Origin of the sequence: Nonomuraea sp. N2-4H (genome assembly GCF_045291505.1) — a bacterium.
Classification (GTDB): Bacteria; Actinomycetota; Actinomycetes; order Streptosporangiales; family Streptosporangiaceae; genus Nonomuraea; species Nonomuraea fastidiosa.
This window is the reverse complement of sequence record NZ_CP147987.1, coordinates 1,657,398-1,683,327: the sequence shown is the minus strand read 5'-3', so window position 1 is coordinate 1,683,327 and position 25,930 is coordinate 1,657,398. Positions and strand designations below refer to the sequence as shown.

The following is a 25,930-nucleotide window of genomic DNA, read 5'->3' as shown; positions in this document are numbered from 1 at the left end:
GCCACCCCCGTCGACGACCGGGCCCCCGCCCCGCACCCGGAACCCGCCGCACGCCCTGAACCCACCGCACATCTGGAACCCGCCGCACGCCCAGAACCCGTCCCACGCCCTGAACCCGCCGCACACCGGGAACCCACCGCACACCAGGAACCCGCTCCACGCCCGGAACCCACCGCACACCGAGAGCCCGGTCCGCTCGGTCCGCATGGCCCGTCGGAGCACCGGACGGCCACCGAGGCGCACCCGGCGGCCACCGAGGCGCGCGGCCCCATGAGCGGCTGGCGGCTGTGCGACTACGAGGCCGCCGCCCGCGAGCGCCTCGCCCCCGCCCACTACGACTACTTCGCCGGCGGCGCGGGCGAGGAGATCACGCTGCGCGCGAACGTGGCCGCCTTCGACCGGCTCGCGCTGGTGCCGAGGGTCCTGCGCGGCGCGGGCCGCCCGGAGACCGGTGTGACCCTGCTGGGCTGCCGCGCGTCGATGCCGGTGCTCATCGCCCCGACGGCGTTCCACCGCCTCGCCGACCCGCAGGGCGAGCGGGCCACCGCGCGGGCCGCGGCCGCCGCGGAGACCATCATGATCGTGAGCATGGCCGCCACGGTCGCCGTCGAGGAGGTGGGCGCCGCCGCGCCGGGGGCGACGCTGTGGTTCCAGCTCTACGTGCAGCCCGACCTGGCCTTCACCGAGCGCATCGTGCGCCGCGCCGAGTCGGCGGGCTGCCGGGCGCTGGTGGTCACGGCGGACTCGCCGGTCATGGGCGTGCGCCGGCGCGACATCCGCAACCGCTTCCTCGACCTGCCCGCGCACTTGCACTGCGAGAACCTGCGCGACGGCCCCGGCGGCCCGGTGCGGCCGATCGCGATGTGGCCGGAGCTGTCGTGGGAGCACCTGGCCGTCCTGCGCCGCATGACAGACCTGCCGATCGTGGTCAAGGGCGTCACGCACCCGGCCGACGCCCGTCTCGCGATCGAGCATGGCGCGGCCGCGATCATGGTGTCCAACCACGGCGGCCGGCAGCTCGACGGCGTGCCCACGGCGATCGACCTGCTGCCGGAGATCGTGGCCGAGGTCGCGGGCCCGGACGGGAGCACGGTACCGGTACTCGTGGACGGCGGGGTGCGGCGCGGCACCGACGTGGTCAAGGCGCTGGCGCTGGGGGCCGCCGCCGTCGCGGTCGGCAGGCCGGTGCTGTGGGGCCTGGCCGCGGGCGGCGAGCCGGGCGTGGCCGGCGTGCTCGGCCTGTTGCGGGCGGAGGTCGAGCAGGCCATGACGCTGTGCGGCTGCGCCGGCGTCGGCGACCTGACCCCCGACATGGTGCGGAGCGTGGTGCCGCCATGCTGACCGTCGCCGTGCCGATCGCCGTGCCGATCGCCGTGCCGATCGCCGTGGCGCTCGCGGTGGTGGCTGTGCTGGTGAGCCTGCCGTACTGGCTGCCGCGCCGGGTGGTGGCGCTGCGGGAGCGGGTGTTCGCCAGGATCAACGGCGACGAGGGCATCCCGGTGCCGGGCGGCCTGGCCGGTGTGGACCGCTTCCGCGAGCTGTACTCCCATCCGGCCGCGAACGGGCGCAGCAGGGGCGCGGCCCTGTCCGACCTGTTCTGGTACTGGCTGTCCCCGGCCCTGAGATGCACCAGGAGCACCTGGAGCCGGGCGAGCGGTACGACGCCGTGGCCCGCACCACCCGTTCCCTGCTCGCGGTGCCCAAGGCCGAGGCCGAGGAGCTGGCCCGCCGCTGCGCGGCCCGCCGTCTCGAGGGCGTGCGGGGGATGGTCAGGCTGCGGGATCTGATGATGCCGCTGTGGGCGGAGTTCGCGTACGAGCTGGTCTTCGCCGAACCCTGCCCGCGCGAGGCCCGCGACCTGATCGCGGCCAACGCCGACGACGTCGTCACCTCGCTCAAGTGCACGGGCCTGCGGCACATGGACCGCCGTGACCGCCTGACCCGCTACCTGCTGCCCCGCCTGGACAAGGTCAGGGTGCCGTTGCCTGACGGGCTGACGCCGCTGGAGCAGGCGTACTACCTGCAGGGCGCGTTCTTCAACACCGCCGTCGTGCAGCTCTCCGAGGGCATGGCGCACCTGCTGCTCGTCCTCGCCCGGCATCCGGAGGAGCAGGAGCGCGCGCGGACGTCCGACGACCGCCACTTCGACCGGGTGATCAACGAGACGCTGCGGCTGTATCCGCTGTTCGGCATCGCCCACCGGATCACCAGCGGGGACATCGCGCTGGACGAGCACACCACGATCCCGGCCGGCTCGGTGCTCTGCTTCAACTATCCGGAGTTCCACCGGGCGGGGTTCGCCGATCCGGATCGCTTCGATCCCGGCCGGTTCGACCGGCCCGCCAAGGAGCTCAACCACATCCCCTTCGGCGTCGCGGCCAACCGCCCCTGCCCGGCCTGGCGGCTGGCGCCGATCGTCATGCGCGTGGTGGCGCGGGAGGTCCTGGACCGCTACGTGCTGGACTCGTCCGTCTCCCACACCAGGTCCCTGCCCAGCCGCGGGCCCTGCCTGCTCACCCCGCGCGGCGCCCCGCACCGGCCCCGTCTCGCGCTCGCCTACATGCGGGTGCGCGACCGCTGGGAGGACGTCTGGCGCAGCCTCGTGCAGCTCGTGCTCGGCACGTACATGGTCTGGGACGCGCACCGGCTGCGGCTGTGCGAGCGCCACTTCGCCGAGGCCGCCGCCCGTGACCCGGCCGAGGAACGCCACCCGGCCGAGGAAGGCGACCCGGCCGAGACGGAGGCCCCGACGGCCGCCGAAGCCCCTGACCGCACCACCGACGCCCCCGACCGCGCCACCGACGCTCCTGACCGCACCACCGACGCTCCTGACGCTTCCGACGCCTTCGATGCGGAGAACCGGTATGCACACCATGGTCGTCACCCTGGCTCACGCCGCACCCGCTGACCCCAACCTCGCCCTGGTGCTCAAAGTCCTGCCCGCGCTCGTCGTCATCCTCGTCACGGCGGCGATCTGCGGCCGGCTTGCCCAGCTCGTGATGCAGCCGCGCGTGCTCGGCGAGATGGTCGCCGGCGTGCTGCTCGGCCCCACGCTGTTCGGCTGGCTGTTCCCCGAGGCGCAGGCGGCTCTCTTCCCGCCCGACGTCCGGCCGGTCCTGTACGTGCTGAGCACCATCGGCCTGACCCTCTACATGTTCCTGGTCGGGGCCGGCCTCGACCACAGCGCCGGCACGCCCGGCGAGGCCCGCAAGGCGTCGGTGCTCGCGGCGTCGGGCATCCTGCCGTCGCTGCTGCTCGGCGCGGGCGCCGGTCTCGTCCTGTACGACCTGCTGTCCCGCCCCGAGGTGCCGCCGATGCAGTTCGCCCTGTTCGTCGGGGGCGCGCTCTCGCTGACCGCCTTCCCCATGCTGGCCAGGATCCTGTACGAGCGCGGCCTGGAGAACTCGCCGCTCGGCCGGCTCTCCCTGCTCGGCGCCTCCATCGACGACGCGCTCGCCTGGTGCCTGCTGGCCGTGCTGACGGCCATGCACCTGGGCGACGGCGTGACGGGCGCGCTGCCCACCATCGCGCTGACCGCGGTGTTCGCGATCGTGATGCTGAAGGTCGTGGCCCCGCTGCTGCGGCCGCTGGGCGAGAGCGTCGCACGCACGGGGCGGCTCGGCCCGACCGGCATGTACGTCGTCATCCTCGTCCCGCTGGCCGCCGGCTGGATCACGGACTGGATCGGCGTCTACTCCGTCTTCGGCGGCTTCTTCGCGGGCCTGGCGATGCCCAGGAACGCCGCCTTCCGCCAGATGCTGCACGGCCGCATGATGGACGTCGTCTCGACCCTGCTGCTGCCGGTCTTCTTCACGTTCTCCGGCCTGAACACCCAGCTCGGCGGCATCGCCGGCGGCTCGATGGTGCTGGCGTTCCTGCTGATCTTGGCGGCCGGGTTCGCCGGCAAGTACTTCGGGTGCTCGCTGGCGATGCGAGGGCTCGGGTTCTCGTGGCGGGAGTCGTACGCGGTGGGCGGGCTGATGAACGCCCGCGGCCTGATGATCCTCATCTTCATCAACATCGGGCTCGCGCAGGAGATGATCACCACGGAGCTGTTCTCGATGCTGGTGCTCGTGGCCGTGCTCACCACCGCGGGCGCGATGCCGCTGTACAAGCTCGCGCTGCCCGAGCGCCTGGAGCTCAGCACCAGGAAGACCGGCGCGCCCGCGCCGCAGCCCGTGGAGTTGCAGTCCAATTCCTCATGATCGCCCAGGTCGGCCGCTGCAGACACGACTTCTGGGACTCCGGAGGCGAAGTGGACCTGGTTTTTCCGCCACAGTGGTGTAACCGTGGTGCCGTGGCTGGGACTACAGGCACGGCCGGCTCGCCCTCCCGCCGGCTGCTGCTCGTCGAGGACGACCGCGAATTAGGGCAGATGCTGGTCGACCTGTTCACCGAGCAGGGCTACACGGTCGATCTGGCGCCGGAAGGGCAGCGAGGGCTGCATCTGGGGCTGAGCCGCCCGTACGACGTGCTCATCGTCGACCGCGGGCTGCCCTCGATGGACGGGATCGACCTGCTGCGCCGGCTGCGGCGGCAGGCGATCACCACTCCGGTGCTGCTGCTGACCGCGTTCGGCTCGGTCTCCGACCGGGTCACAGGGCTCGACGCCGGCGCGGAGGACTACCTGGTCAAACCATTCGACATCGACGAGCTGCTGGCCAGGGTGCGGGCGCTGCACCGCCGCAATCTCGACATGGCCACGCTGCTGCCGCTGGGCGACGGCTGGCTGGACGCCGAGGCGCACATCGTCCGGCTGCCCAGCGGCGAGCAGGTGACGCTGTCGGGGCAGGAGTGCAGGCTGCTCAGCGCGCTGGCCGCGCGCCCGCGGCAGGTGCACACCCGCAGGGCGCTGCGCCAGCAGGTCTTCGACGGGGCGAAGAAGGAGTCGATCGTGGACACCTACGTGTACTACCTGCGCAGCAAACTGGGACAAGGTGTGGTGAGCACCGTACGGGGCGTGGGCTACCGCCTGGGCTCGCTGTGAGCGTCATCGCGCCGCTGCGCCGCCCGGCGGACCCCGGCAGGCCGCCCGGCCCCGATCCCGATCCCGACCGCCGCCTGCTGGCCCGCGCCAGGCGGCGCATCACCTTCCAGGTGGCGGGCGCGTTCTCGGTGGTGCTCGCGCTGGTCGGCGTGCTGGTGTGGTGCGCGATGGTGCACAGCCAGGGCACCGCCGCCCTGCGCGACCTGACCGTCACCGCCGCCCGCTCGCCGGTCGCGTACCCGCCGCCCTGCGTCTGGCTGTACGAGCTGCGCGCCGACGGCACGATCGCCGCCTCGCCCGGCGCGCCCGCCGAGCTGCCCGTCCGCAGCTCGCTCAACCACGTCGCGGGCGGCGGCGAGAGCGAGGAGACCGTCGAGGTCACGGTGGCCGGGCAGGAGTACCTCGTGCACACCCGCCGCCGCGGCGACACCGTCGTGCAGGCCGCGCTCGACCTGCGCTACCAGGTGTCGGAGCGGCAGCGGCTGCTGCACACGCTGATCGGGGCCGAGGTGGCCGGGCTGCTGGCCGCGCTGGTCGTCGGCCACGTCGTGTCCCGGCGGGCCATCGCGCCGCTGGGCGAGGCACTGGCCAGGCAGCGGCGCTTCGCCGCCGACGTCAGCCACGAGCTGCGCACCCCGCTGACCCGGCTGAACACCCGCGCCCAGCTCCTGTCGCGGCGGCTGCGCGGCGGCACCGACCCGATCCTGCTCATCGACGAGGTCGATCACCTCGTGACCGGCACCAGGCAGCTCGGCGAGGTGGTGGAGGACCTGCTGCGCTCGGCCCAGTTCCAGCAGTTGCGGCGGCCGTTCGGGCCGGTGGACCTCGCCGTGCTGGCCGCCGAGGCGGTCGCGGCGGAGAGCCCCAGGGCCGCCGCCCGCGGAGTGGACCTGCAGGTCCGCTGCGACGGTCCCGGCGACCACGTCGTACGCGGGGTCGAGTCGGCCCTGCGCCGGGTCGTCTCGGCGCTGCTGGACAACGCGCTCGGCCACACCGGGCCCGGCGGGCACATCCGCGTGCGGCTGTCCGGCGAGCCCGGCGTCGTGCTGCTCACCGTCGAGGACGACGGCGTGGGCCTGGACCCCGGGGACGCCGAGCGGCTGTTCGGCCGGTTCGAGGGGACCGGGTTCGGGCTCGGGCTGGCGCTGGTGCGCGAGGTGGTCGAGGGCCACCACGGCACGATCACCGCGGACGGGCGGCCCGGTGAGGGCGCGACCTTCACCGTACGCCTGCCCGCCCACGCGCCGGGACCCGCCGTCGAGCCCCGCCCGGAACCGGCCTGGAAGCCGTGAGAGCGCCGCAGAGCCGGGCGGGGGACTCCCCGCCCGGCTCTTGTTCACATACGGCCTGACGATCGCGCGTGAGGGCTCAGGAGGCGTTCCCCTGGACGGCCTTGAGCACGGCGTCCGCGATCGAGCGGGGGTCGACGCCGAAGTGCTCGCGCACGGACTCGCGGGTGCCCGACAGGCCGAAGCCGTCGGTGCCGAGCGAGGTCCACGGCTGGCGTACCCAGGGGGCGATCTGGTCGGGCACCGCCCGCATCCAGTCGCTGACCGCGATCACCGGCCCGTTCGCCCCGGCGAGCGCCTCCTGGACGTACGGCACGCCCGTCGCCGTCATCGCGTCCCTGCGCAGCTCGCTCCACGAGGTGACCGACCAGACGTCCACGCCGATGCCGTACTCCTCGCGCAGCAGGTCCTGCGCCGCCAGCACCCAGTGGATCGCGGTGCCGCTGGCCAGCAGGTGGGCCTGCCCGCCGCCCTCGCGGAAGCGGTACATGCCCTTGATGATGCCCTCCTCGACGCCCTCCGGCATGGCGGGCTGCGGCTTGGGCTCGTTGTAGACGGTCAGGTAGTAGAACACGTCCTCGCCCTGCTCGCCGTACATGCGCCGGAGCCCTTCGCGGACGATCACGCCGATCTCGTACGCGAACGCCGGGTCGTACGCCAGGCAGGCCGGGTTGGCCGAGGCGAGCAGCTGGGAGTGCCCGTCGGCGTGCTGCAGGCCCTCGCCCGTCATGGTGGTGCGGCCCGCCGTGGCGCCGATGAGGAAGCCCCGGCCGAGCTGGTCGGCCAGCGCCCACATCTGGTCGCCGGTCCGCTGCCAGCCGAACATCGAGTAGAAGATGTAGAGCGGGATCATCGGCTCGCCGTGGGTGGCGTAGCTGGTGGCCGCGGCGGTGAACGACGCCATCGAGCCGGCCTCGGTGATGCCCTCGAGGAGGATCTGCCCCTCCGTGGACTCGGTGTAGGCGAGCAGCAGGTCGCGGTCCACCGCGTCGTAGCGCTGGCCGAGCGGCGAGTAGATCTTCGCTGAGGGGAAGAGCGACTCCATGCCGAACGTACGCGCCTCGTCGGGCACGATCGGCACCCAGCGGCGGCCCGTCTCCGGCTCCCGCATCAGGTCCTTCAGCAGCCGCACGAGCGCCATCGTGGTCGCGACCGGCTGCTGCGAGCCCTTGGCCAGCTTGGCGAAGTTGCGGTCGGCGGGGACGGGCAGCGGGTGGTACGACACCTTCCGCGCCGGCACCGGGCCGCCGAGCGCGCGGCGCCGCTCGAGCACGTACTGGACCTCGGGCGAGTCGGGGCCGGGGTGCGCGTAGGGGGGCAGCTCGCCGGAGAGCGCCTCGTCGCTGATCGGCAGGCCCAGGCGGTCGCGCAGGGCGCGGAACTCGTCCTGGGAGAGCTTCTTCATCTGGTGGTTGGCGTTGCGCGCCTCGACGCCCGCGCCGAGCGTCCAGCCCTTGACCGTCTGGGCCAGGATCACCGTGGGGGCGCCCTTGTGGTCGACGGCGCGGCGGTAGGCGGCGTACACCTTGCGCGGCTCGTGACCCGCCCGCGAGCCGCCCACGATGCGGCGCAGCTCCTCGTCCGAGACCGGCGCCTTCAGGCCGTGGAACAGCTTCTCGCGGATGTACTCGCCGGAGGAGGCGGCGAACGTCTGGAACTGCCCGTCGGGCACCTCCGCCAGCCGCGCCACCAGCTCGTCGTCCTGCAGCAGCAGGTCCCAGTCGCGGCCCCACAGCGCCTTGACGACGTTCCAGCCCGCGCCGCGGAAGACGCCCTCCAGCTCCTGCACGATGCGGGTGTTGCTGCGTACGGGGCCGTCGAGCCGCTGCAGGTTGCAGTTGATCACGAAGGTGAGGTTGTCGAGACCCTCGCGCGCGGCCAGCGTCAGCGCCGCCGTGGCCTCCGGCTCGTCCATCTCACCGTCACCGAGGAACGCCCATACGTGAGAGGCCGAGGTGTCCTTGATGCCACGGTTGTGCAGATAGCGGTTGAACCGTGCCTGATAGACCGCGTTGAGCGGCCCCAGGCCCATCGACACGGTCGGGAACTGCCAGAACCCCGGCATCGCCCGCGGGTGCGGGTAGGACGGCAGGCCGCCCTCCGGCTCGCGCCTGAACAGGTCGAGCTGCTGCTCGCTCAGGCGGCCCTCCAGGAACGCGCGGGCGTAGATGCCCGGCGAGGCGTGCCCCTGGAAGTACACCTGGTCGTGCTCGCCGTGGAAGAAGTGGTTGAAACCGACCTCGTAGAGCCAGGCGGCAGAGGCGTAGGTGGACAGGTGGCCGCCGAGCCCCAGCTTGCTGCCCCTGGTGATCATCGCGGCGGCGTTCCAGCGGTCGTATGCCGCGATGCGCTCTTCCAGCTCTAGATCGCCCGGGTACTCGGGCTCGTCCTCGGTCGGCACCGTGTTGACGTAGCGGCTGCTCGTGGCCAGCCGCCGCAGCAGGAACTCGGCCCGGTCGGGGCCGGCCTCCCGGCGGACGGCTTCCAGCGACTCAAGCCATTCCGCCGTCTCTTGGGGGTCCCAGTCTGTCTCCATACATCCATCCTATGATCGATCATCCGATGTGCGAAGGCGGCTAGGATCGTGGCGTGAAACCGGTGGTGAGGGTCCCGTTGCGCGAACAGATCCGCACCTCGATCGTTGAGGGGCTGATCAACGGCCGATGGGCGCCCGGCGATCGCATCGTCGAGCGCCGGCTGGCTGCTGAGCTCGGCGTGAGCCAGGCCCCGGTACGCGAGGCGCTCCGCGAGCTGGAGACACTGCGGCTGATCGAAACCTCCCCTAACAAGGGCGCGCAGGTGCGCGGCTTCACCGAGGCCGACCTGCGGGAGGTCTACCAGGTGCGAGCCGGCCTCGAGGAGACGGCCGTCCGTCTTGGCCGCCCCTCCCCCGACGCGCTCCGAGACAACCTACGCCACCTGCGCCGGGCCATCGCCACCGGCTCCCGTACTGACCAGGTCCGCCACGGCGTGGCCTTCCACCGCGAGATCGTGGCGGCGGCGGGAAACGAGGTATTGCTGTCGGTGTGGGAATCGCTGGGGGTCGAGGTCTGGACCCACCTGTCGATCCGCCTGCTGGGGCTGCGGCCGTACGACAACGCGTGCGACCACGAGCCGCTCGTGGAGGCGATCGAACGCGACGACCCCGCCCTGCCCGCCCTCCTTCGCGACCACGTCCTGGCGTATGTCCCCTGACGCGCCACCGGCCCGATCTGTGGCGCACGGGCGTAATCCGGCATCTCATCGAGAACGGCTATCCATCCGGATACTTTTACCCGATTCCCGGTATTCCGCCGCGGCGCGCAACGCTCTTGCTCCCTGGAACGATATACGGCCGGTGCCGCCTTGATTCTTCATTCGACGAGGAGATGGGCACGCCGAACCGACAGGAGGCGTCGTGCAGGTCAACAATTTCGGGCCGGTGACCAACCAGACCAACATCGACCGCAGCTTCTCCTTTCCCAGGGACGATATTCAGGATGGAATCGCACAGCTCAGGAAGCTGATCGCCGCCGGGGCTATTCCGCAGGTCATCGGGACGGAGGTCGTCACCGAAGCCGAGGAGAGCTTGAACGGTGCGGACGGGCGACCTACCGGCCGACTCAAAGCGTCGCTGCAGAGACTCCGAGACATGCTCGCGGTCGGAGGAGCCTCCGCCGACGAAGTAGCAAAGATCGCCGCCGCGATCACCGCGATATCGGGGATCGTCGGCGGATGAGATGACCGATCTCGCCAGCGGCAGTGATACCGCTGTTCCCGATCCGGGCGAGATGCATGTCAACAACTTCGCCCCGGTCGAGAATCAGCACAACAATTTCTACGCGGAGAGCCGCACGCCACAGGATCATCTGGACGCGGCTCGGCGGGCGCTGGCCGAACGCCAATGGAAACAGGCGTGCAAGAATTACGCCGCGTACCACGAGCGCGAACCACCGGGCACGCCGAGGACGATGTCCGAGACCCGCACGGAGGAGGCTTTCGCGAAACTACAAGGACGACGCCCTCGCGCCCATCATGATCAAGTCCAGGACGAGATTTACTCGCTCCTCATCAAGGCACGTGAACTCGATCCGGAGTCACCTGCGGCCGTCGTTCTCATGGCCATCTGCGACGAAGATCTTGATCACGCTTTCGCGAGCGAGGGCGGCCCTTCGGCGGAGGCTCAGGAGGCGAGCGCGAACCTGGACTTGGAGTGGGCGCGGCGCATCGTCACGACGCTCAGAGTCCACGAATCACCGACATGGCAGGCGCTCGAACGGCGGGTGAACCCTACCGCCACCGTACCGCTTCGTGTTCCTGCGCTCAGCGATGAGGAACAAGCCGAACGCGAGCATCGCATGAGGACCCTGTTCACGCCGCCCCCGACGGTGCCCGTACCGGAGCAGCGGCTGAATCCGCTCTACGGAGTTCTCCCGCTGGCGGGCGGCGGCATGACCATCTGCGTGGCCATTACGCTGCTGACCGTTTACGCGCATCCCCTCCGCTCGCTGCTTTCGCCGGCTCCGTACATCGGCATCATCGGCCTTGCCACAACCATTCTCGGCGGCTGGCTGACCTGCGGAGCGGCGTTCGCCAATTGGAGGAACAACCGCGCGTTCAACCGTGCCATGAACGACTACCAGGACAAGCTCCGCGTCTATGAGGACGCTCTCCCTTCTGATGCGCAGATCAGCCGATGGCTGCAGCATGACGTCAAGGTGATCGTCGATCGCGCGCTCACCCGCTTGGGCATTGTGATGGAGGAGCTGCACACCACCGGACGCATCACCGAGCCGTTGGTGATCGTCGGCCCCGCCGATCCTCCGAAAACAAAACTGGTCCGGCATCACCGGGTTGGCAACGGGTATGTCGCCTCCCGCTACACGGTCTTCGTCGTGTGCATGGCGGATCAGAAACTCGGCGCATACCGTACGGTGCTGGACTCGGTGACCGGCAGGCGTGAGCGGGAAGAACAGACCAGCGAATATCGCTACCGGGACATCGTCTCGGTGAATGTGAAGACGGTCCGGCTGGATCTGCCTCCGGACGCGAAGAAAACCGAGGACGCCGAACCGACCTACGCGTTTGTGGATGCTCCGGAGAAGAACACTGTGGCCGAACGGTTCACGCTCGTCGTACCAGGAGACCGTTTCACGGTGACAACCAAGGTCAGCACGGATGACGGGCAGGGATCGCGCGTCGATTTCTCCCGGGCCGATCGTGCGCTGGCCGCCATACGGCGGCGCATCGCGGCCAGTACCGGGCGGACGTGATTCGAGTGAACGGAGCGGCCAGAGGCGAGAAGGGTACGGACACCGCGTCGAGCAGGCCAGGCCGCTCGACGAACAAGCAGCGTCGTGGGCGACCGATCTGTCAAGCCATGTGGCGCAGGCGCTCGCGCCAGGGATGTGCGTCGTGCCCGACCTCTAGCGCCGCCTCCAGCCAGCACCGTTGGCCTTGCGTCAACCGGGGGAGAATCGCCTCGAAGTCCACCTCGTCCTTTCGCCGCGTGCCCTTGGCCTTGTAGAGCAACTGCACCTCAGGGGCGACCAGACGAAGACCGTCCGCCTCGACGGTCAGCTCCGCCAGCGGGCGGCGGATCCGACGGTCGCGCCGGTAGATCCACTCCTGACCATCGACGTCCTCCAGCAGGAGTTCGAACCGCCACGGTCCGCCGGGGCGCTCGCGCACCCAGACGTTGTGCGCCTGCCCGGGCAGCACCTCGTCCAGTGCCCACGGCCGCAGTCCGTCGGTGAGGCCCGGGACGTGGAAGTCCCAGCCGTCCAGCAGCCGCCGCACCTCGAGCTGATCCCGGCGCAGCAGCACGATGTCCACGTCCTCATGCTCGCGATAGGCGTGGCCGACAGCCAGCTGGATCGCATACCCACCGCCCACCCACCACGGCGCCGCCAGCCCCCGCATCAGGGCGACGACCTCGCCCAGCGGCGCAGCCTCCCAGCGCCCCCACGAGTCCTCAAGCTCCATCACCCGGGTTCCTCTCCCATCAGCGTGGTGGTGGGCGTCGCCATGGGTACGCATCAGGTGATCATCCTCACCGCCGCCCCTGGAGCACTCGCCACTCGCGCCTGTTCAGTACCGGATGGCTTCGACCTAACCGCGTGATGGGCCAAGCCTCACCGCGGGCGTCCGAACCGAGGAAGCCTGAGCGCTGCGCTGGGAGCGTAAGCCGAGGATCATCGAGGAGGCCCAAAGGATCAACACCATGCTCAGCGCAAGCCGTCTCCGACAGGGAGCCGGAGTGGGATGGCGCCCCGATCGGCTCCCCAGCGCCCCCAGATACGAGGAACGGGGCCTCGGATCAGCTCCGAAACCCCGTCTACCTGCGTCTTTGTGGTGGGCGATACTGGGATCGAACCAGTGACCTCTTCGGTGTGAAGCAAATCGAACACCGCATGCGATGGGGGGATGTACGCTCTCTGACCTGCCGAAAGAGTGCGTCTGCGTCTGTCAACGTTCGTGATCGACCACAGCGATTGTCACTCAGCCTGTCACTCAGCCCAGTTCTGACTGGACAGGTGCACGATGGCATCACCTCTCTTCGACAGCCGGAGCCAGCTGCATGCACTGCACAGCACCCTCGGGCAAGTCATAGCGATGCCGCCGCTCCCGCCAGCATCGGCCTGAAATGTCACACTCGGTCACTACGATCAACCATTGACCAGGGGCACAGTGAGCTTCGGAGGGCGGCAGTGCAAGGTAGAAACTATTCATTCCACATCGAAATCAACGGTCATCGTTATGACAATTCGACGCTGACATCCTTAACCTCTGGCCGAGTTGAATACTGGCAGATCGACATACCGTCGGTTCTCTGGATTCTCGAGCGCATTGCAGCCGGAGATATAGACGCGAGGGTGGCACGAAAATACCTTCTCGATGCGACGACGCGAGAAAGTGGCTGCTGCGAATCTTGCGACCGAGCAATGTCGCATTACGACGAAGCCCGCGAAATATATCACAGCATCGCCCGAGAATGGACAGAAAGTCACGAACGGCTTGATCCAGACGACTTTCCATATATCCTCAATAAGGGAAAGATTCATACACTTACTTGTCGACACCCGCCCAAGGCTTCCCTTCGACCGTTCCCCGAAGACCTACACACCTTCGGCATAATGTTCGAATATCACAACGAAAATCTGGAAGCCTTCTTCGAGGACTTGATTCAGCAGTCCTCTCGCAACCCACGACGAGTCGGCCTCGACTACGTACGCGAAATAATGATCTGGCGCGGAACTGCTGCTGCTCAAGCCAAGATGTGCGGATCATGCAAGCCACCGCTCCCCGATCTCGATCCTTCCTCAGCCACTCTGCAACCAGCCTGCTGGTCATGGGAAGCCGATGAGACATTTCTGAAGCAACTGAGAATTCAAGCTGCTCAGCACCCACAGAGTACCTCCAGCGTCTTGCCGGAACATGCGGAAGCCTTCAGGATGCTGGAGCTATGGCACAACGGCAGGTGCGGGGTCTGCGGCCAGGGGCCATCGAACGGCACCCTTGTACGAGATCACGATCACAAAACTGGCTGGATTCGCGGCCTCCTATGTGATCGATGCAATAGACTAGAAGGCACCTCCACAAGCTTACTTTTCGAGAATTATCGCCAGCAGCCCCCTAGTCAGATTCTGGATATCAAAGTTCTTTATTTGCCTTCGACGTTTCGCTCGGCGGCAATTATAGAGACCATAGACGAATAGGCGCCGATGCTGACCCTAGTTGCATGCGCTGAAACACCGGGGGCATCACTCGAGCTGGTGTTTGTGAACGGGGGACACCACCATCAGCACTGCCCCCGTCCGTCCACGCCCTGGTCCCGTTGATACCGCATTTCGAGAGTGGCACGGGGACAGAGGGACAACGGGGACACTTATCTATGACTTGGAGCCTGCCAAGGAACTTCTGATCACCTCGGCACCAGGAGCGCCTCTTGCAGCGAGGTCATGGGCGGTGCGGTGAAGTTCGGTCACGGCGTAGGCGTTGACTTCCTTGGCGTCCGGGGCGACGGCCAGGGCGGTGGCGATGGCGGCTTCGGCGTCGCCTTGCATGAGGTGGGCGCGGGCGAGGCAGGCTCCGTACCAGGCGCGGTCGCGGCGGTAGTGCTCGGGCAGGGTGGACAGGCCGCGTTCGAGGTAGTCGGCGGCGCGGCGGCCGTCGCCCAGTTCGAGTTCGGCCATGCCGCGTTGCATGAGGAACCAGCCTTCGTCGTAGAAGTACATCCAGGGTGGTTCGTCTTCGGGGTGTTCGGCGGCGGTGCGGATGAGTTCTTCGGCTTCGGCGAGGCGGGTGCGGGCAAGGTTCGCCTCGCCCATCTGGGCGTGGCCTCGGCCGGCCATCTGAGCGGCCATGCCCTGGACGCCGGGGGTGGTGCGGCCGTCGTGCCAGCGGGAGGCTTCGGCCAGGCGGACGCAGCGGGGTGCGTCGCCGAGGCTCCAGGCTTGGTGGGCGCGCATGTTGAGGGTGGTGGCGGCCAGGGCGGCGTCGCCGGCCTCCAGAGCCCAGGCGTGGGAGCGGTCGTACCAGGCCAAAGCGGCGGCGTGGCGGTGGGAGTCGTGGCACATCCAGGCGATGAACTGGGCGTACTGCGCCAGCACGGCCACGGCCCGGTCGGCGAGCGGCCCTCGGACTCCCCGGGCGAGGTCGGCCACGGTGGACAGCTGGGCGTGGATGAGCGGGAGGAGGGGGCGGCTGCCGATGGTGTCTTCGACGCGGCGGTGTTCGGCCAGGCAGTGTTCCAGCCATTGCACGGTGGCCGCGTCCACGCGGGAGGGTTGATCGATGGCGCGGGTGATGCGCTCGTACAGGTCGGCGTCGGGGGCCAGGGTGGGCAGGGCGATGGCGGGGACGGGCTTGGTGACGGTGCCGAAGAGCTGGTCTTCGGTGAGGCCGAACGCCTTGCAGTAGAGCTGGGTGTAGAAGGCGTCGGGGCGGTGTTCGCCGGTCTCGTGGCCCCGGATGCGGCGGATGAGGTTGGGCAGCTCGGTCAGCGGCTTGTCGGAGGCTTTGATCAGCTCGCGGGCCAGGTCGCGCTGGGACCAGCCGCGGGCGTTGCGGGCGGCGAGCAGACGGGCGGCCCAGGCGGGGGTCTTGGTGGTGCCGGTCATCTGGTGCTCCTGCGGGGACGGGAGGACACGAGGGGCGGACAACACGGTCGCCTCTGGGTGTCCTCTACAGGGGTGGTACCGCTGGTGGCTGTCATGTAGTCGTGCGTTTCGACAGCGATGGCTTCTACTCGTGGACGGCTGCTGACGACGAGGGCCGGGGATCGTGCGGCATCACCGGTGAGCTGGAACGTGCCGCGACGCTCCTGCGCGAGGCCCTGGAGTCGCTGGCGCCCGGCGCCACCGGCGCGGTCCAGCACGTACGCCTCGACCGCTACGCATCCGACCCCGCCTACATCTACGGCGCGACCCTGCTGCGCCTCCGCTCGGAGAAGACCTCCGCGTGCGACTGACGCCGGCCACGCCACACCAGCACGCACCACCGGGGGCGGCGCGCACATGCGTCGCCCTCGCCGTCTGAGCCACCGGAAGCACGCCGCATGTACCACTGGGAACCGCACATCCCGTGCAGCAACCGGCCGGTCCGTGTGACCGAGACCTCGTGCTGCGGCGAGTACCTGCGCCCGGCCCCGCTGCCACCCCAGAAGCCCATCACCGTGCCCCTCGCCACCGACCGCCACGGCGCGTACATCCGCGCCGCCGTCCTCGGCGAGCTGCGGCGCGTGACCGACTCGCCGCCGCACGGCCACAACAACGCGCTCTACCTGGCATCCGTCGCGCTCGGCCAGCTCGTCGCCGGAGGCGAGCTAGACGCCGCCGCCGTCACTTCGTGGCTTACGGAGGCAGCCACGCAGGTCGGCCAGCCCTGGCGCGAGGCCCAGCGCACCATCGCCTCCGGCCTGCGCGCCGGAGCCCGCCGGCCCCGGACGGTGGCCGCATGACCAACGACCGCAGCACCCACCTGCGCCTGGTCCACGGTGATGCCGTCAACGCGCCGGGCCGACCTGTGCCGTTCCGCACGTCCTGGACCGCCGACGAACTCATGGCCATGACCTTCCCGGAGCCCCGCTGGGCCGTCCCCGGCATCATCGCCGAAGGGCTCAGCCTCCTGGCAGGCCCGCCGAAGGTCGGCAAGTCCTGGCTCAGCCTCGGCCTGGGCATCGCCGTCGCCAGCGGCGCCAAGGCCCTGGAGTCCATCGAGGTGGAGCCCGGCCCGGTCCTCTACCTCGCCCTGGAGGACACCGCCCGCCGTCTCCAGAACCGCATGGGCAAGATCCTGAGCGGCCGTCCCGCGCCGAAGGACCTGACCCTGGCCACCACATGCCCGACCATGCCTGCGGGCGGGGAGGAGGCCATCGCCCGCTGGCTGGAGCGCAACGACAACGCCCGCCTGGTCGTCATCGACGTCTTCGCCAAGATCCGGGGCACCGCACCGCCCGGCCTGTCCGCGTACGACGCCGACTACGCCGCCATGGGCCGCGCCAAGCGCCTGGCCGACACCTACGGCGTGGCCGTCGTCCTGATCCACCACGTCCGCAAGATGGCCTCAGAAGACTTCCTGAGCGAAGTCTCCGGCACCAACGGCCTGGCCGGGGCAGCGGACGCCACCCTCGTCCTCAAACGCGCCAGAGGCACCGCTGACGGCGTCCTGCACGTCACCGGACGCGACGTCGAAGAGGCCGAGTACGCCATGGCCTTCCAGCCCGCCACCGGCACCTGGCACCTGCTGGACGGCCCACCGGAAGACCACGCCCTGTCCGACACCAGGGCCACCATCATCCGCCACGTCCGCCGGCACCCCGGAAGCACGCCCAAGGCCATCGCCGAGGCCACCGGCCTGTCGTACGAGAACGTCCGCAAGACCTGCCAGCGAATGAACGCCGACGGCCAGCTCTGCGTGAACGCCACCGGCCACTACCGCCTACCCGGCACGCGTGGGGACGTCCCGGCCGTCCCGAACGTCCCAGCGCAGCCCACGACCAGCACCAACGCCCACACTCAGGAGGGACAACCGACCCTCCTGCCCGTCACCACTGTCCCCGCCGACGAGGAGCACCACCTTTGACCACCTCAGCGCCGGACAGTGTCCGGCTCACCGACACCCAGCTCTACCGCGTCACCGACGTCATGTCCCTGCTCCGCATGAGCCGCACCGTCATCTACGAGCAGATCCGCACCGGCCGGCTCCGCTCCGTCAAGCAAGGCCGTGCTCGCCTCATCACCGCCCAAGCCATCCGCGACTACATCGCACTCCTGGAGAAGGAAGCAGAGGAGGCAGCCTGATGCCCAAGCGACGCAGCAGAGGAGACGGCGGCCTCCACTGGGACGCCAAACGCCAACGCTGGATCGCCACCGCCAGCCTGGGCTACGCACCCAACGGCAAGCGCATCGTGAAGCGAGGCAGCGGCAAGACCAAGACCGAAGCCAAGGAGAAGCTGAAGCAGGTCCTCCGAGACTACGAGGACGGCCTGGCCATCGCCCCGGCCGACTACACCGTGGAACGCGCGATCAACGACTGGCTTGCCCACGGCCTGAACGGTCGCGATCCGGCCACCGTGAAGACCTGCACAATCCTGTGCAGGAACCACATCATCCCTGCTCTAGGAGCCCGGAAGCTGCGCGACCTGAGCGCGGAAGACGTGGACAAGTGGCTCGCGGCGAAGGCGAAGACGCTCAGCACTCGGACCCTGCAGAGTCTGTACAGCTGCTTGAACCGCGCGATCAAACGAGCGATGGCGCGGGACAAGGTCAAGCGAAACGTCGTAGCCCTATGTTCGGTGCCTAAGGGTAAATCCGGTCGCCCGTCCAAAGCTCTGACATTCGCCCAGGCGGAGGCCGTTCTCAAAGCGGCTGAATGCTCCCGCATGTACGCCTACATCGTGCTCTCGCTGCTCACGGGTGCCCGTACGGAGGAACTGCGGGCGCTGACGTGGGATCACGTGGACCTGGACGGCGCTCCGGACGCCGACCCGCCCGTCCCTCCGCACGTCGCCGTCTGGCGCTCCGTACGTGCCGGAGGCGACACCAAGACCCGCAAGTCCCGCCGTACTCTTGCCCTTCCGAAGCGCTGCGTGGAGCTGCTGCGCCGGCACCGTGAAACTCAGCAGCGGGAGCAAGGCGACGCATGGTCGGAGAACGGGCTGGTGTTCGCAACGGCCACGGGTAAGCCGCTGGACGCCGCCAACGTCCGCCGCGACTTCCGCAACGCCATCAAGGACGCGGAAGGCGTGGACCCGAAGGAGTGGACACCCCGCGAACTCCGCCACAGCTTCGTCTCACTGCTCTCTGACAACGGCGTTCCGCTGGAGGAGATCTCCAGGCTTGTCGGCCATCGCAGCACGGCCGTGACCGAGACCGTCTACCGCAAACAGATCCGCCCTGTTCTCCAGAGTGGTGCGGTGGCGATGGACCGGATATTTCGAGAAGAGTAGGCCTCTGTATGGCGGTCTGGCCCGCTATGGCCGGCCGCCATCGTTGCTCGTGATCCCTAGCCAGGGGACGTGCTGCCCATTACACCAGCAACCGCCAGGGAGACCCGAAGACGCGTACCGCTTGCGCTTCAGAACCTCAGAGACCATCCGCTTACCTCTCTTCCAAAGATCGCGGAACTCTGGAGCGACGAGAAGACAAGCAGCGACGGCCCCGCCTGTGAAAGCCCCGGACTCGAACCGAGACCCTCCCCAACTAGGGATCACGAACACGGCCATCCGAGGCTGCTCCGACAGAGCAAGATCCGGAGGCGTAGTCACTCAGATAGTCACGCAGAAAGCAAGAGAGGCCGCTTCCCAAGCGGGAAGTGGCCTCTGAGCTGGTGGGCGATACTGGGATCGAACCAGTGACCTCTTCGGTGTGAACGAAGCGCTCTCCCGCTGAGCTAATCGCCCGCCCTGCCGGTCCCTCGCGGTTCCGACGGGGAAAACCATACCGCACTCCGGCACCTACAGCGAACCAATAGCCCCCCGGGGCCCGGCCCGGGGAGGCCGAGCCAGAGGGATTCGGGTGAAACGCGGCGGTTGCCCACCGGCGGGGCGGGCGTGTGGCATACCATCGTCCTGTCCGGGAAGCATCGGCCACGATCTTGGGTCAGGATCTTGGTCCTGGGACGTTCATGGACGGTGCGTCCGGGGCAGGCTCCACAGCACGCAAAACCCTTGTAAATACGACCCGATTGATGCCGTTTAGCCTGGTAGATGCCTAAATGTCCAGCTGTGATGTGCGTTACAGAAGGCCCCTGGGGCGGAATCTTTCCTACGGGTTTCTTCGTTCCGCGTCATAGCTCAGGACGAAGTCCGTCAGAGCAGTGAAAGCCCCGAAGAGGGGACCTACGACGAAAAGGTTTGGCTGACGATGAACAGCACCACCGTCTCCGCCGAGCTTGGCCTTCGGCTTGTGGTCCCCGACCGTACGACCGTCCCCCTGCTCGCCGGGCTGAGCTATACAGCCGACGACCCGTACGCCATCCGCATGGCCTTCCACGTAGGGAACGACGAACCGGTCGAGTGGATCTTCGCCCGCGAGTTGCTGACCGTGGGCATCGTGCGGCGTGTCGGCGACGGCGACGTGCAGGTGTGGCCTGCGCGCGCCGACGGCGAGCGCACCCTGCACATCAGCCTGACGTCCCCCTTCGGGCAGGCGTTGTTCGAGGTGCCGCTGGCCCCGCTCACCGAGTTCCTGCACCGGACGTACGAGAAGGTGCCGGCCGGGCGGGAGACCGACTACATGGACCTGGACGCCGAGCTGACCAACATGCTCTGGCCGTCCTGACCCCGCATACCGAAGACCTGAGACGTCCGGCGCTCTCCCCCGGGAGCGCCGGACGTCGCTCGTGCATGAGGTCGATCAGGCCGGCAGCGACTCCAGCAGGCGCCGCATCCGCGCGATCTCGATGCTCTGGCCCGAGTACACGTCCTTGGCCATCATCCGCATGCGCTGGTCGCGGCCGTCGGCGAGCTGCTCGCCCGCCATCTTGACCGCGCCCTCGTGGTGCCGGGTCATGAGCTGCAGGAACAAGCGGTCGAAGGCGCCGCCCCTGGCCGCCCGCAGTGCGTTGAGCTGTTCCTGGGTGGCCATCCCGTACGCGGCCCCCTGCGCGTGGTCGTGACCGGCGGGGGCCTGGCGGCCGAGTCCGGCGAGCCAGTTCGTCATGGCCCTGATCTCCGGCGTCTGCGCGGCGGTGATCTGGCGGGCCAGCGCGCGGATGCTCTCGGTCGTCGTACGCTCCTCGACCAGCGCGGTCATCTCCAGCGCCTGCCGGTGATGCGGGATCATGCCCTCGGCGAAGCGCACGTCGGCGGCGACCACCCCGGACGGCGTGCGCCCCACCCGCTCCCCCGGCCTCGCGGTACGCGCGGGCTCCCCCGGGCGGCCCGGCACGATCACCGGCGCCTCCGTGCCCACGGGTGACGGCCCCGCCGGAGCGGCGGGCGATTGCAAGCAGCCTGCAAGGGCGAATGCCACCATAAGCGTGACGATTACCGCACGCGTCCCCAAACCTGCTGACATAGCTTCCATAGTGAGCTACGAGACAAAGGGGATGCGCGTTGATCTTCGCCGAATCGCGCGAGACCAAAGTGCGCTTAATCAAGGGGGGTAAGGCCGAAGTGCGTGACGCCACGCGCAGTGACGCCACAGCAAGTAAGGCCGAGGTCATAGCGGGTGCCACGACCGGGGCGCACAGGTCCGCGAGCGGCGAATCGACCGCGCCCAGGCGCGAACGCCGGCCCGCAGACCACGGGCCGCCCGGCCGCGCGGCCGGCGGCCGCGGGGCGACCGCGTCCGAGCCCGCATCGCGCGGCGGGGCGTCCCGTAGGCGGGCGCTGCGGCGCGGCACCCTGCGGGCCACGCTGCTGAGCGCCGTCCTGGCGCTGGTCGCCGCCTGCGGCGCGGCGCCCGCCGAGGAGCGCGGCGCCTCCGAGCCCGCCTCGCCGGGCACGCAGCAGAACAACCCGCCCAGGACGCAGCAGAGAGGCGGGAACGGCCCGCAGACGAGCCCCAATGTCCGGCATGTCGCCAACATCCCGCGGACCGCCCCGCTGAACGGCGACGAGGACTTCAACACCGACCTGGCCTTCCAGGGCGACTACGCGTACGTGGGCAACTTCGGCGGCTTCTCGATCGTCGACATCAGCCTGCCGAGCAGCCCCGGGTGGTCAGCCAGGTCTCCTGCCCGGCCCAGCAGAACGACGTGACGATCCACGGCGATCTGCTGGTGCTGTCGATCGACGAGCCGCGCAGCGGCCCCGAGTGCGACGCGGCCGACAGCCCACGCGCGTGGGAGGGCCTGCGGCTCTTCGACGTCAGCGACAAGAACAGCCCGCGCTTCATCGGCGCCGTCCAGACCGAGTGCGGCTCGCACACCCACACGATGGTCCCGGCGGGCGAGACGCTCTACGTGTACGTCTCCTCCCCCGGCCCCGAGCCGGACTCGCCGACCTGCCCGGCCCCGCACGAGCTGCTGCAGATCGTGGAGATCCCGCTGGGCGCGCCGGAGACGGCCAGGGTGGTGGCCAAGCCGGACCTGTTCCCCGACCGCGCGAACAGCGACTACGACTCCGGCTGCCACGACATCACCGCCTACCCGGAGAAGAACGTGGCGGCGGCAGCCTGCTTCGGCGACGGCGTGCTGCTCGACATCAGCGACCCGGTGAATCCGCGCGTGACGCAGCGGCTCACCGACACCGAGAACTTCCAGATCTGGCACTCGGCGACGTTCAACAACGACGGGACGAAGGTCGTCTTCAGCGACGAGCTGGGCGGCGGCAACCAGGCCACCTGCGACCGCAACACGCCGCCGACCAAGGGCGCGAACGCGGTGTACGACCTGGTGAACGGCCGGCTGGAGCGGCGCGGCTACTTCAAGATCGCTCGCGAGCAGCAGCCCAGCGAGAACTGCGTCGCGCACAACGGCTCGCTCATCCCGGTGCCCGGCAAGGACGTCATGGTGCAGTCGTGGTACCAGGGCGGGGTGTCGATCTGGGACTTCACCGACTCGTCCGCCCCGAAGGAGATCGGCTTCTTCGACCGCGGCCCCTACCCGGGTGAGGGCATCGCGGGCTCGTGGTCGGCGTACTACTACAACGGCTACATCTACTCCAGCGACATCCGGGCGGGCCTGGACGTGCTGAAGATCGACGACCCGCTCACCGACCCGGCCGCGAAGGTCCATATGGACGACTTCAACGTCCAGACGCAGAAGTCGTACTGAGGCGGTCTAGGGCGGCCAGCAGGGCGAGGAGCGCTTGGCGGCGCGGGCGATGGCGGCGCCGTCCAGCGTGACGGCCGTGGGCTCGATGCGGGCCCACGGCCACTCCAGGGTGAGCAGCAGCTCCTCGGCGGGCGGCACGGGATGCAGCCACAGCGGCATGTGGTAGAGCGTGTGAGCGGCGTCGCCGCGTACGCCGCCGGGGAACCAGGACAGGTTCGGCGGCGCGCAGTCGCGGTCATGGTCGGAGTGGACCTCGACGCCGCCCGGGTAGCGCAGCACGATGTGCATCGACGTGCTCCCCTCGCCGGAGAACGCCGAATCGAGCTGGAGCGCGAGCCCTGGAGGCGCGGTGGCGTTACGGGCCACGACGTCGAGGTTCAGCAGGCAGCCGACGTCGTAGACCTGGATCATCGGTAGCAGCACGGCGAGCGCGGGCGTGCGGGCGAGCACCCGCTCCACGGTGACGATCGCGCCCATTTTCGCAATCGGCGGCACGCAGGCGCCGCCATCCCCACTCATAGCGAACCCTCATCGCTTCGGGCGTCATCTGCAACGAAAGCGTAACGCCGTGCGAGCGCGCCGCCGAGCGGTCATGCGAAAACGGTGCGTATTCGGGAATATCCGAAAGCCCCCGATGTCCGACAGCCCGTGCCAAGGCCCGATCGGGCCCCGCCGCCGATCGCGGCAGGGGCCGTCGAAAGGCAGGGCCCTACGTCACGGGTCGAGGTCGGCGGCCGAGCGCTCGGCGAAGATCCGCATCGCCTTGGTGGTGATCGGGCCGGGGGCGACCGGCAGCTCGGTGTCGTCGACGAGCCTGATCGGCTGCACGTCGCGCGTGGTGGAGGTGAGGAACGCCTCGTCGGCCTCGTACAGGGCCTGGAGGGGGACGTCGGCCTCCTCGGCGCCGCACCATTCGAGCACCAGCGCACGCGTGACGCCGGCCAGGCAGCCGGAGGCGAGCGTGGGGGTGATGAGGCGGCCGTCGCGGACGATGAACACGTTGGAGCCGGTGCCCTCGCACAGGTTCCCCGCCAGGTTGCCGAAGATCGCCTCGCCGCCGCCGCGCTGCTTGGCGTACGCCAGGGCCTTGGCGTTGTCGCCGTACGAGGTGCTCTTGACGCCGGCCAGGGCGCCGCGCTCGTTGCGCGGCCAGGGGACGACGGTGACGTTGGCGGTGGCGGGGAACGGCTTCTGCTCGTCCACGATGACGACGGTGGTGGTGCCCTGATCACCGCGGTCGGAGCCGAGCGGGCCGGGGCCGCTGGTGTAGGTGACGCGGATGCGGCCGAGCTCCCAGGCGGGCGCGGCGTCGAGCAGCTTGCCGATGCCGGCGGCGATGGCCTCGACGTCGGGCTCGGGCAGGTCCATGCGCTGGGCGGAGAGCGTGAGCCGATCGAGGTGGCGGGTGAGCGCGAACGACTTGCCGTTGACGATCTTGATGGTCTCGAAGACGCCGTCGCCGACCATGAGGCCGTGGTCGAACACCGAGACGGTGGCCTGAGCGGGGTCGATCAGCTCCCCGTTGACCCAGACAGGGACGTTCATGCAGATTCCTCCTGTGATGCCAGCGCGATCAGCCTGGCTGCTTTGAGCTCGGTCTCGAGCCATTCGCGCCCGGGGTCGCTGCCCCAGGTGATGCCCGCTCCCGTGCCGAACCGGATCTCGCCGGACGAGATCCAGAATGTTCTGATGCCTACGGCCAGCGCCGCCCTGCCACGGTCGGCGTCGACCCAGCCCACGGCCCCACAGTACGGGCCTCGCGGCGCTGGTTCGAGCTCATTGATGATGCGCACGGCGGACGACTTGGGCGCGCCCGTGACGGATCCGGGCGGGAACGTCGCCGCGAACAGCTCAGGCCAGCCCGCTCCCGCCTGGAGGCGGGCGCGCACCGTGGAGACGAGGTGGACGAGACCCGGGTGCTCCTCGACCGCGCAGAGCGCGGGCACCTCGACCGAGCCGACCTCGGCGACCCTGCCGAGGTCGTTGCGGACGAGGTCGACGATCATGACGTTCTCCGCGTAGTCCTTGTCGAGCAGGTCGTCGGCGGTGACGCCGGTGCCCTTGATCGGGCGGGACTCCACGACGTCGCCGTCGCGCGACAGGTACAGCTCGGGCGAGGCGGTGACCACGCTCAGACCGGGCAGGCTGATCACGCCCGCGTACGGAGCCGGGTTGCCCGCGGCGAGCCTGGCCGCCAGCGCGAGCGGGTCGGCGTCGTGCGCGATGGGCGCGCTCAGGACGCGGCAGAGGTTGGCCTGGTAGACCTCGCCCTGCTCGATGAGGGCGCGGATGGTCTGGACGACCCGCTCGTAGGCGGCGCGGTCGAGCGAGCTGCGCCACTGGTCCGGGCGTGGACCGTGCCAGGGCCTGGTGGGAGCGGGCAGGGGCGCGGGGCGTACGTGGTCGAAGCGGGCGCACGTCACCTTGCCCTCGTAATCGACGACAACGGCCCACCAGCCCTCGCCGTCGAGTGCGGCGAGGTCGGAGGTCACGTCACGCAGTCCGGTGGCGAGGACGTGCCCTAAGTGGGCGTAGTCGTGGTGCACATCTCCCATTCTCCCAGCATTTCCACCAGTTCCAGCGCCGCGGGCAGTGGCGTATCGGGCAGGGCCGCGTAGACCCGGCGTGCGGGCTCCGTACCCCTGAGGGGTTTCAGCACCAGCCCGGCCGGTACGGCCTCCGCCGCCAGCTCCGGCACCAGCGTCACCCCGAGCCCGGCCAGGACGAACCCGAACTTGCCCGTCCATTCGGCCACCCGCAGCCCGCCGCGCGGCGTGAACCCGGCCGCCGCGCAGGCTCTGAGCAGCAGCGTCGGCTGGCCGCGCGGCGCGGCCTCGATCCAGGTCTCGCCGGCCAGGTCGCGCAGGTCCACGTCCGGCTCGGCGGCCAGGCGGTGCCCGGCGGGCAGGGCCACGAGCAGCCGGTCCTCCAGCAGCGGGACGACGCGCGTCTCCTCGGCCGGCAGCCCCGCCGGGTAGTCGCTGATGACGGCAACGTCGAGCGCTCCGGCGTGCAGCCGTTCGACCAGGGGCGCGCTGAGCCCCTCGATGAGGCGCAGCTCGACGCCCGGCCGCCGCTCGGCGAACCGCTTGAGCGCGCGCGGCACGAGCGCGACGTTGGCCGTGGCGAACGAGCCGACCCGCAGCTGCCCGCCCGCGCCCCGGTGGATGGCGGCCAGCTCCTCTCCGGCGCGGGCGAGCCGGTCGAGCACGGCGACGGCGTGCCGGTGCAGGGCCGCTCCCGCGGGGGTGAGGCGGACGCCGCGCGGCAGGCGTTCGAACAGCGGCCCGCCCGCGGCGCGCTCCAGGGCGGCGATGCGGCGCGAGAGCGCCGACTGGGTGTAGCCGAGCAGCTCGGCGGCGGCGGTGATGGAACCGCTGCGCACGACCTCGTCGAACAGCCGCAACGTGCCGGTGTCAAAGGCATTCGGCTCATGCATGGCAGCCATGCA

At 69.6% G+C, this 25,930-nt stretch carries 26 protein-coding genes and 1 tRNA gene; 18 read left to right on the top strand and 9 right to left on the bottom strand.

The window, feature by feature from the left end; translation table 11 throughout:
* Window positions 1-270 precede the first annotated feature (270 nt).
* The 6 genes from WBK31_RS07700 to WBK31_RS07675 all read left to right on the top strand — a co-directional run bounded on the left by WBK31_RS07700 (window position 271) and on the right by WBK31_RS07675 (window position 6,279).
* The gene (locus WBK31_RS07700) at window positions 271-1,341 is read left to right on the top strand and encodes an alpha-hydroxy acid oxidase (RefSeq protein ID WP_364066096.1); all 1,071 of its coding nucleotides are present in this window, start codon (window positions 271-273) and stop codon (window positions 1,339-1,341) included.
* Window positions 1,335-1,787, top strand: coding sequence for a hypothetical protein (locus WBK31_RS07695; RefSeq protein ID WP_406674543.1), 453 nt, complete (start codon window positions 1,335-1,337; stop codon window positions 1,785-1,787). Before WBK31_RS07700 ends, WBK31_RS07695 begins: the two co-directional genes overlap by 7 nt.
* A complete protein-coding gene (locus WBK31_RS07690; RefSeq protein ID WP_406675460.1) occupies window positions 1,766-2,908 on the top strand; it encodes a cytochrome P450 in 1,143 nt (380 codons plus the stop codon). The genes WBK31_RS07695 and WBK31_RS07690 overlap by 22 nt, the downstream gene beginning before the upstream one ends.
* On the top strand, window positions 2,865-4,205 hold the full coding sequence (locus tag WBK31_RS07685) for a cation:proton antiporter (protein WP_364066101.1): 1,341 nt from the start codon (window positions 2,865-2,867) through the stop codon (window positions 4,203-4,205). Before WBK31_RS07690 ends, WBK31_RS07685 begins: the two co-directional genes overlap by 44 nt.
* Before the next feature lie 92 nt (window positions 4,206-4,297).
* On the top strand, window positions 4,298-4,987 hold the full coding sequence (locus tag WBK31_RS07680) for a response regulator transcription factor (RefSeq protein ID WP_364066103.1): 690 nt from the start codon (window positions 4,298-4,300) through the stop codon (window positions 4,985-4,987).
* Window positions 4,984-6,279 (top strand): sensor histidine kinase, encoded by a 1,296-nt coding sequence (locus tag WBK31_RS07675; RefSeq protein WP_406674542.1) that lies wholly within the window; start codon window positions 4,984-4,986, stop codon window positions 6,277-6,279. Before WBK31_RS07680 ends, WBK31_RS07675 begins: the two co-directional genes overlap by 4 nt.
* Before the next feature lie 76 nt (window positions 6,280-6,355).
* Here WBK31_RS07675 and aceE read toward each other — a convergent pair whose 3' ends face one another.
* A complete protein-coding gene (gene aceE / locus WBK31_RS07670) occupies window positions 6,356-8,812 on the bottom strand; it encodes a pyruvate dehydrogenase (acetyl-transferring), homodimeric type (protein WP_406674541.1) in 2,457 nt (818 codons plus the stop codon).
* Between the two features lie 62 nt (window positions 8,813-8,874).
* Here aceE and WBK31_RS07665 point away from each other — a divergent pair, with 62 nt between their 5' ends.
* The 3 genes from WBK31_RS07665 (at window position 8,875) to WBK31_RS07655 (ending at window position 11,528) form a co-directional block, all read left to right on the top strand.
* Complete coding sequence (locus tag WBK31_RS07665) at window positions 8,875-9,471, top strand: GntR family transcriptional regulator (protein WP_364066695.1); 597 nt, start codon at window positions 8,875-8,877, stop codon at window positions 9,469-9,471.
* A 202-nt stretch (window positions 9,472-9,673) separates the two neighbouring features.
* Window positions 9,674-9,994, top strand: a complete 321-nt coding sequence (locus tag WBK31_RS07660; RefSeq protein ID WP_364066110.1) for a hypothetical protein — start codon at window positions 9,674-9,676, stop codon at window positions 9,992-9,994.
* Between the two features lies 1 nt (window position 9,995).
* Window positions 9,996-11,528 (top strand): hypothetical protein, encoded by a 1,533-nt coding sequence (locus WBK31_RS07655; RefSeq protein WP_406674540.1) that lies wholly within the window; start codon window positions 9,996-9,998, stop codon window positions 11,526-11,528.
* A 100-nt stretch (window positions 11,529-11,628) separates the two neighbouring features.
* Here the strand turns inward: WBK31_RS07655 and WBK31_RS07650 are convergent, their stop codons facing one another.
* Entirely contained in the window at window positions 11,629-12,240 is a 612-nt protein-coding gene (locus WBK31_RS07650; protein ID WP_364066697.1) for a nucleotidyltransferase domain-containing protein, read from the bottom strand.
* Between the two features lie 725 nt (window positions 12,241-12,965).
* Between WBK31_RS07650 and WBK31_RS07645 the strand changes: the two genes are divergently transcribed.
* Window positions 12,966-13,973 carry an endonuclease domain-containing protein gene (locus WBK31_RS07645; RefSeq protein WP_364066114.1) on the top strand — a complete coding sequence of 336 codons (1,008 nt, stop codon included), beginning with the start codon at window positions 12,966-12,968 and terminating at the stop codon, window positions 13,971-13,973.
* 174 nt (window positions 13,974-14,147) lie between these two features.
* Here WBK31_RS07645 and WBK31_RS07640 read toward each other — a convergent pair whose 3' ends face one another.
* Entirely contained in the window at window positions 14,148-15,377 is a 1,230-nt protein-coding gene (locus WBK31_RS07640) for an XRE family transcriptional regulator (protein ID WP_406674539.1), read from the bottom strand.
* Window positions 15,378-15,478: 101 nt separating this feature from the next.
* Here WBK31_RS07640 and WBK31_RS07635 point away from each other — a divergent pair, with 101 nt between their 5' ends.
* The 5 genes from WBK31_RS07635 to WBK31_RS07615 all read left to right on the top strand — a co-directional run bounded on the left by WBK31_RS07635 (window position 15,479) and on the right by WBK31_RS07615 (window position 18,706).
* Window positions 15,479-15,727, top strand: coding sequence for a hypothetical protein (locus WBK31_RS07635; protein WP_406674538.1), 249 nt, complete (start codon window positions 15,479-15,481; stop codon window positions 15,725-15,727).
* An 87-nt stretch (window positions 15,728-15,814) separates the two neighbouring features.
* Window positions 15,815-16,216 (top strand): hypothetical protein, encoded by a 402-nt coding sequence (locus tag WBK31_RS07630; RefSeq protein ID WP_406674537.1) that lies wholly within the window; start codon window positions 15,815-15,817, stop codon window positions 16,214-16,216.
* The gene (locus WBK31_RS07625) at window positions 16,213-17,340 is read left to right on the top strand and encodes an AAA family ATPase (protein WP_364066144.1); all 1,128 of its coding nucleotides are present in this window, start codon (window positions 16,213-16,215) and stop codon (window positions 17,338-17,340) included. Before WBK31_RS07630 ends, WBK31_RS07625 begins: the two co-directional genes overlap by 4 nt.
* Window positions 17,337-17,558: a helix-turn-helix domain-containing protein gene (locus WBK31_RS07620; protein ID WP_364066146.1), complete on the top strand. Its 222-nt coding sequence runs from the start codon at window positions 17,337-17,339 to the stop codon at window positions 17,556-17,558. The genes WBK31_RS07625 and WBK31_RS07620 overlap by 4 nt, the downstream gene beginning before the upstream one ends.
* Window positions 17,558-18,706: a site-specific integrase gene (locus WBK31_RS07615; protein WP_364066148.1), complete on the top strand. Its 1,149-nt coding sequence runs from the start codon at window positions 17,558-17,560 to the stop codon at window positions 18,704-18,706. The genes WBK31_RS07620 and WBK31_RS07615 overlap by 1 nt, the downstream gene beginning before the upstream one ends.
* 378 nt (window positions 18,707-19,084) lie before the next feature.
* On the opposite strand, the gene WBK31_RS07610 is transcribed toward WBK31_RS07615, so the two are convergent.
* Window positions 19,085-19,159: transfer RNA gene (locus tag WBK31_RS07610), tRNA-Val, on the bottom strand.
* 463 nt (window positions 19,160-19,622) lie between these two features.
* Between WBK31_RS07610 and WBK31_RS07605 the strand changes: the two genes are divergently transcribed.
* The gene (locus WBK31_RS07605) at window positions 19,623-20,039 is read left to right on the top strand and encodes an SsgA family sporulation/cell division regulator (protein ID WP_103958541.1); all 417 of its coding nucleotides are present in this window, start codon (window positions 19,623-19,625) and stop codon (window positions 20,037-20,039) included.
* 75 nt (window positions 20,040-20,114) lie between these two features.
* Here the strand turns inward: WBK31_RS07605 and WBK31_RS07600 are convergent, their stop codons facing one another.
* Window positions 20,115-20,654 carry a DUF305 domain-containing protein gene (locus tag WBK31_RS07600; RefSeq protein WP_364066151.1) on the bottom strand — a complete coding sequence of 180 codons (540 nt, stop codon included), beginning with the start codon at window positions 20,652-20,654 and terminating at the stop codon, window positions 20,115-20,117.
* A 221-nt stretch (window positions 20,655-20,875) separates the two neighbouring features.
* On the opposite strand from WBK31_RS07600, the gene WBK31_RS07595 reads away from it, so the two are divergent.
* Together WBK31_RS07595 and WBK31_RS07590 are read left to right on the top strand one after the other, a co-directional pair.
* Window positions 20,876-21,463 carry a hypothetical protein gene (locus WBK31_RS07595; RefSeq protein ID WP_406674536.1) on the top strand — a complete coding sequence of 196 codons (588 nt, stop codon included), beginning with the start codon at window positions 20,876-20,878 and terminating at the stop codon, window positions 21,461-21,463.
* Complete coding sequence (locus WBK31_RS07590) at window positions 21,421-22,479, top strand: LVIVD repeat-containing protein (protein ID WP_406674535.1); 1,059 nt, start codon at window positions 21,421-21,423, stop codon at window positions 22,477-22,479. Before WBK31_RS07595 ends, WBK31_RS07590 begins: the two co-directional genes overlap by 43 nt.
* A 6-nt stretch (window positions 22,480-22,485) precedes the next feature.
* Here the strand turns inward: WBK31_RS07590 and WBK31_RS07585 are convergent, their stop codons facing one another.
* From WBK31_RS07585 to WBK31_RS07570, 4 genes are all read right to left on the bottom strand, one after another.
* A complete protein-coding gene (locus WBK31_RS07585) occupies window positions 22,486-22,956 on the bottom strand; it encodes a hypothetical protein (RefSeq protein ID WP_364066155.1) in 471 nt (156 codons plus the stop codon).
* 237 nt (window positions 22,957-23,193) lie between these two features.
* Window positions 23,194-24,024: an aminotransferase class IV gene (locus WBK31_RS07580; protein ID WP_364066157.1), complete on the bottom strand. Its 831-nt coding sequence runs from the start codon at window positions 24,022-24,024 to the stop codon at window positions 23,194-23,196.
* The gene (locus WBK31_RS07575; RefSeq protein ID WP_406674534.1) at window positions 24,021-25,034 is read right to left on the bottom strand and encodes a chorismate-binding protein; all 1,014 of its coding nucleotides are present in this window, start codon (window positions 25,032-25,034) and stop codon (window positions 24,021-24,023) included. Before WBK31_RS07575 ends, WBK31_RS07580 begins: the two co-directional genes overlap by 4 nt.
* Window positions 25,001-25,918 (bottom strand): LysR family transcriptional regulator, encoded by a 918-nt coding sequence (locus tag WBK31_RS07570; protein ID WP_378784133.1) that lies wholly within the window; start codon window positions 25,916-25,918, stop codon window positions 25,001-25,003. The genes WBK31_RS07575 and WBK31_RS07570 overlap by 34 nt, the downstream gene beginning before the upstream one ends.
* Window positions 25,919-25,930: the final 12 nt, after the last annotated feature.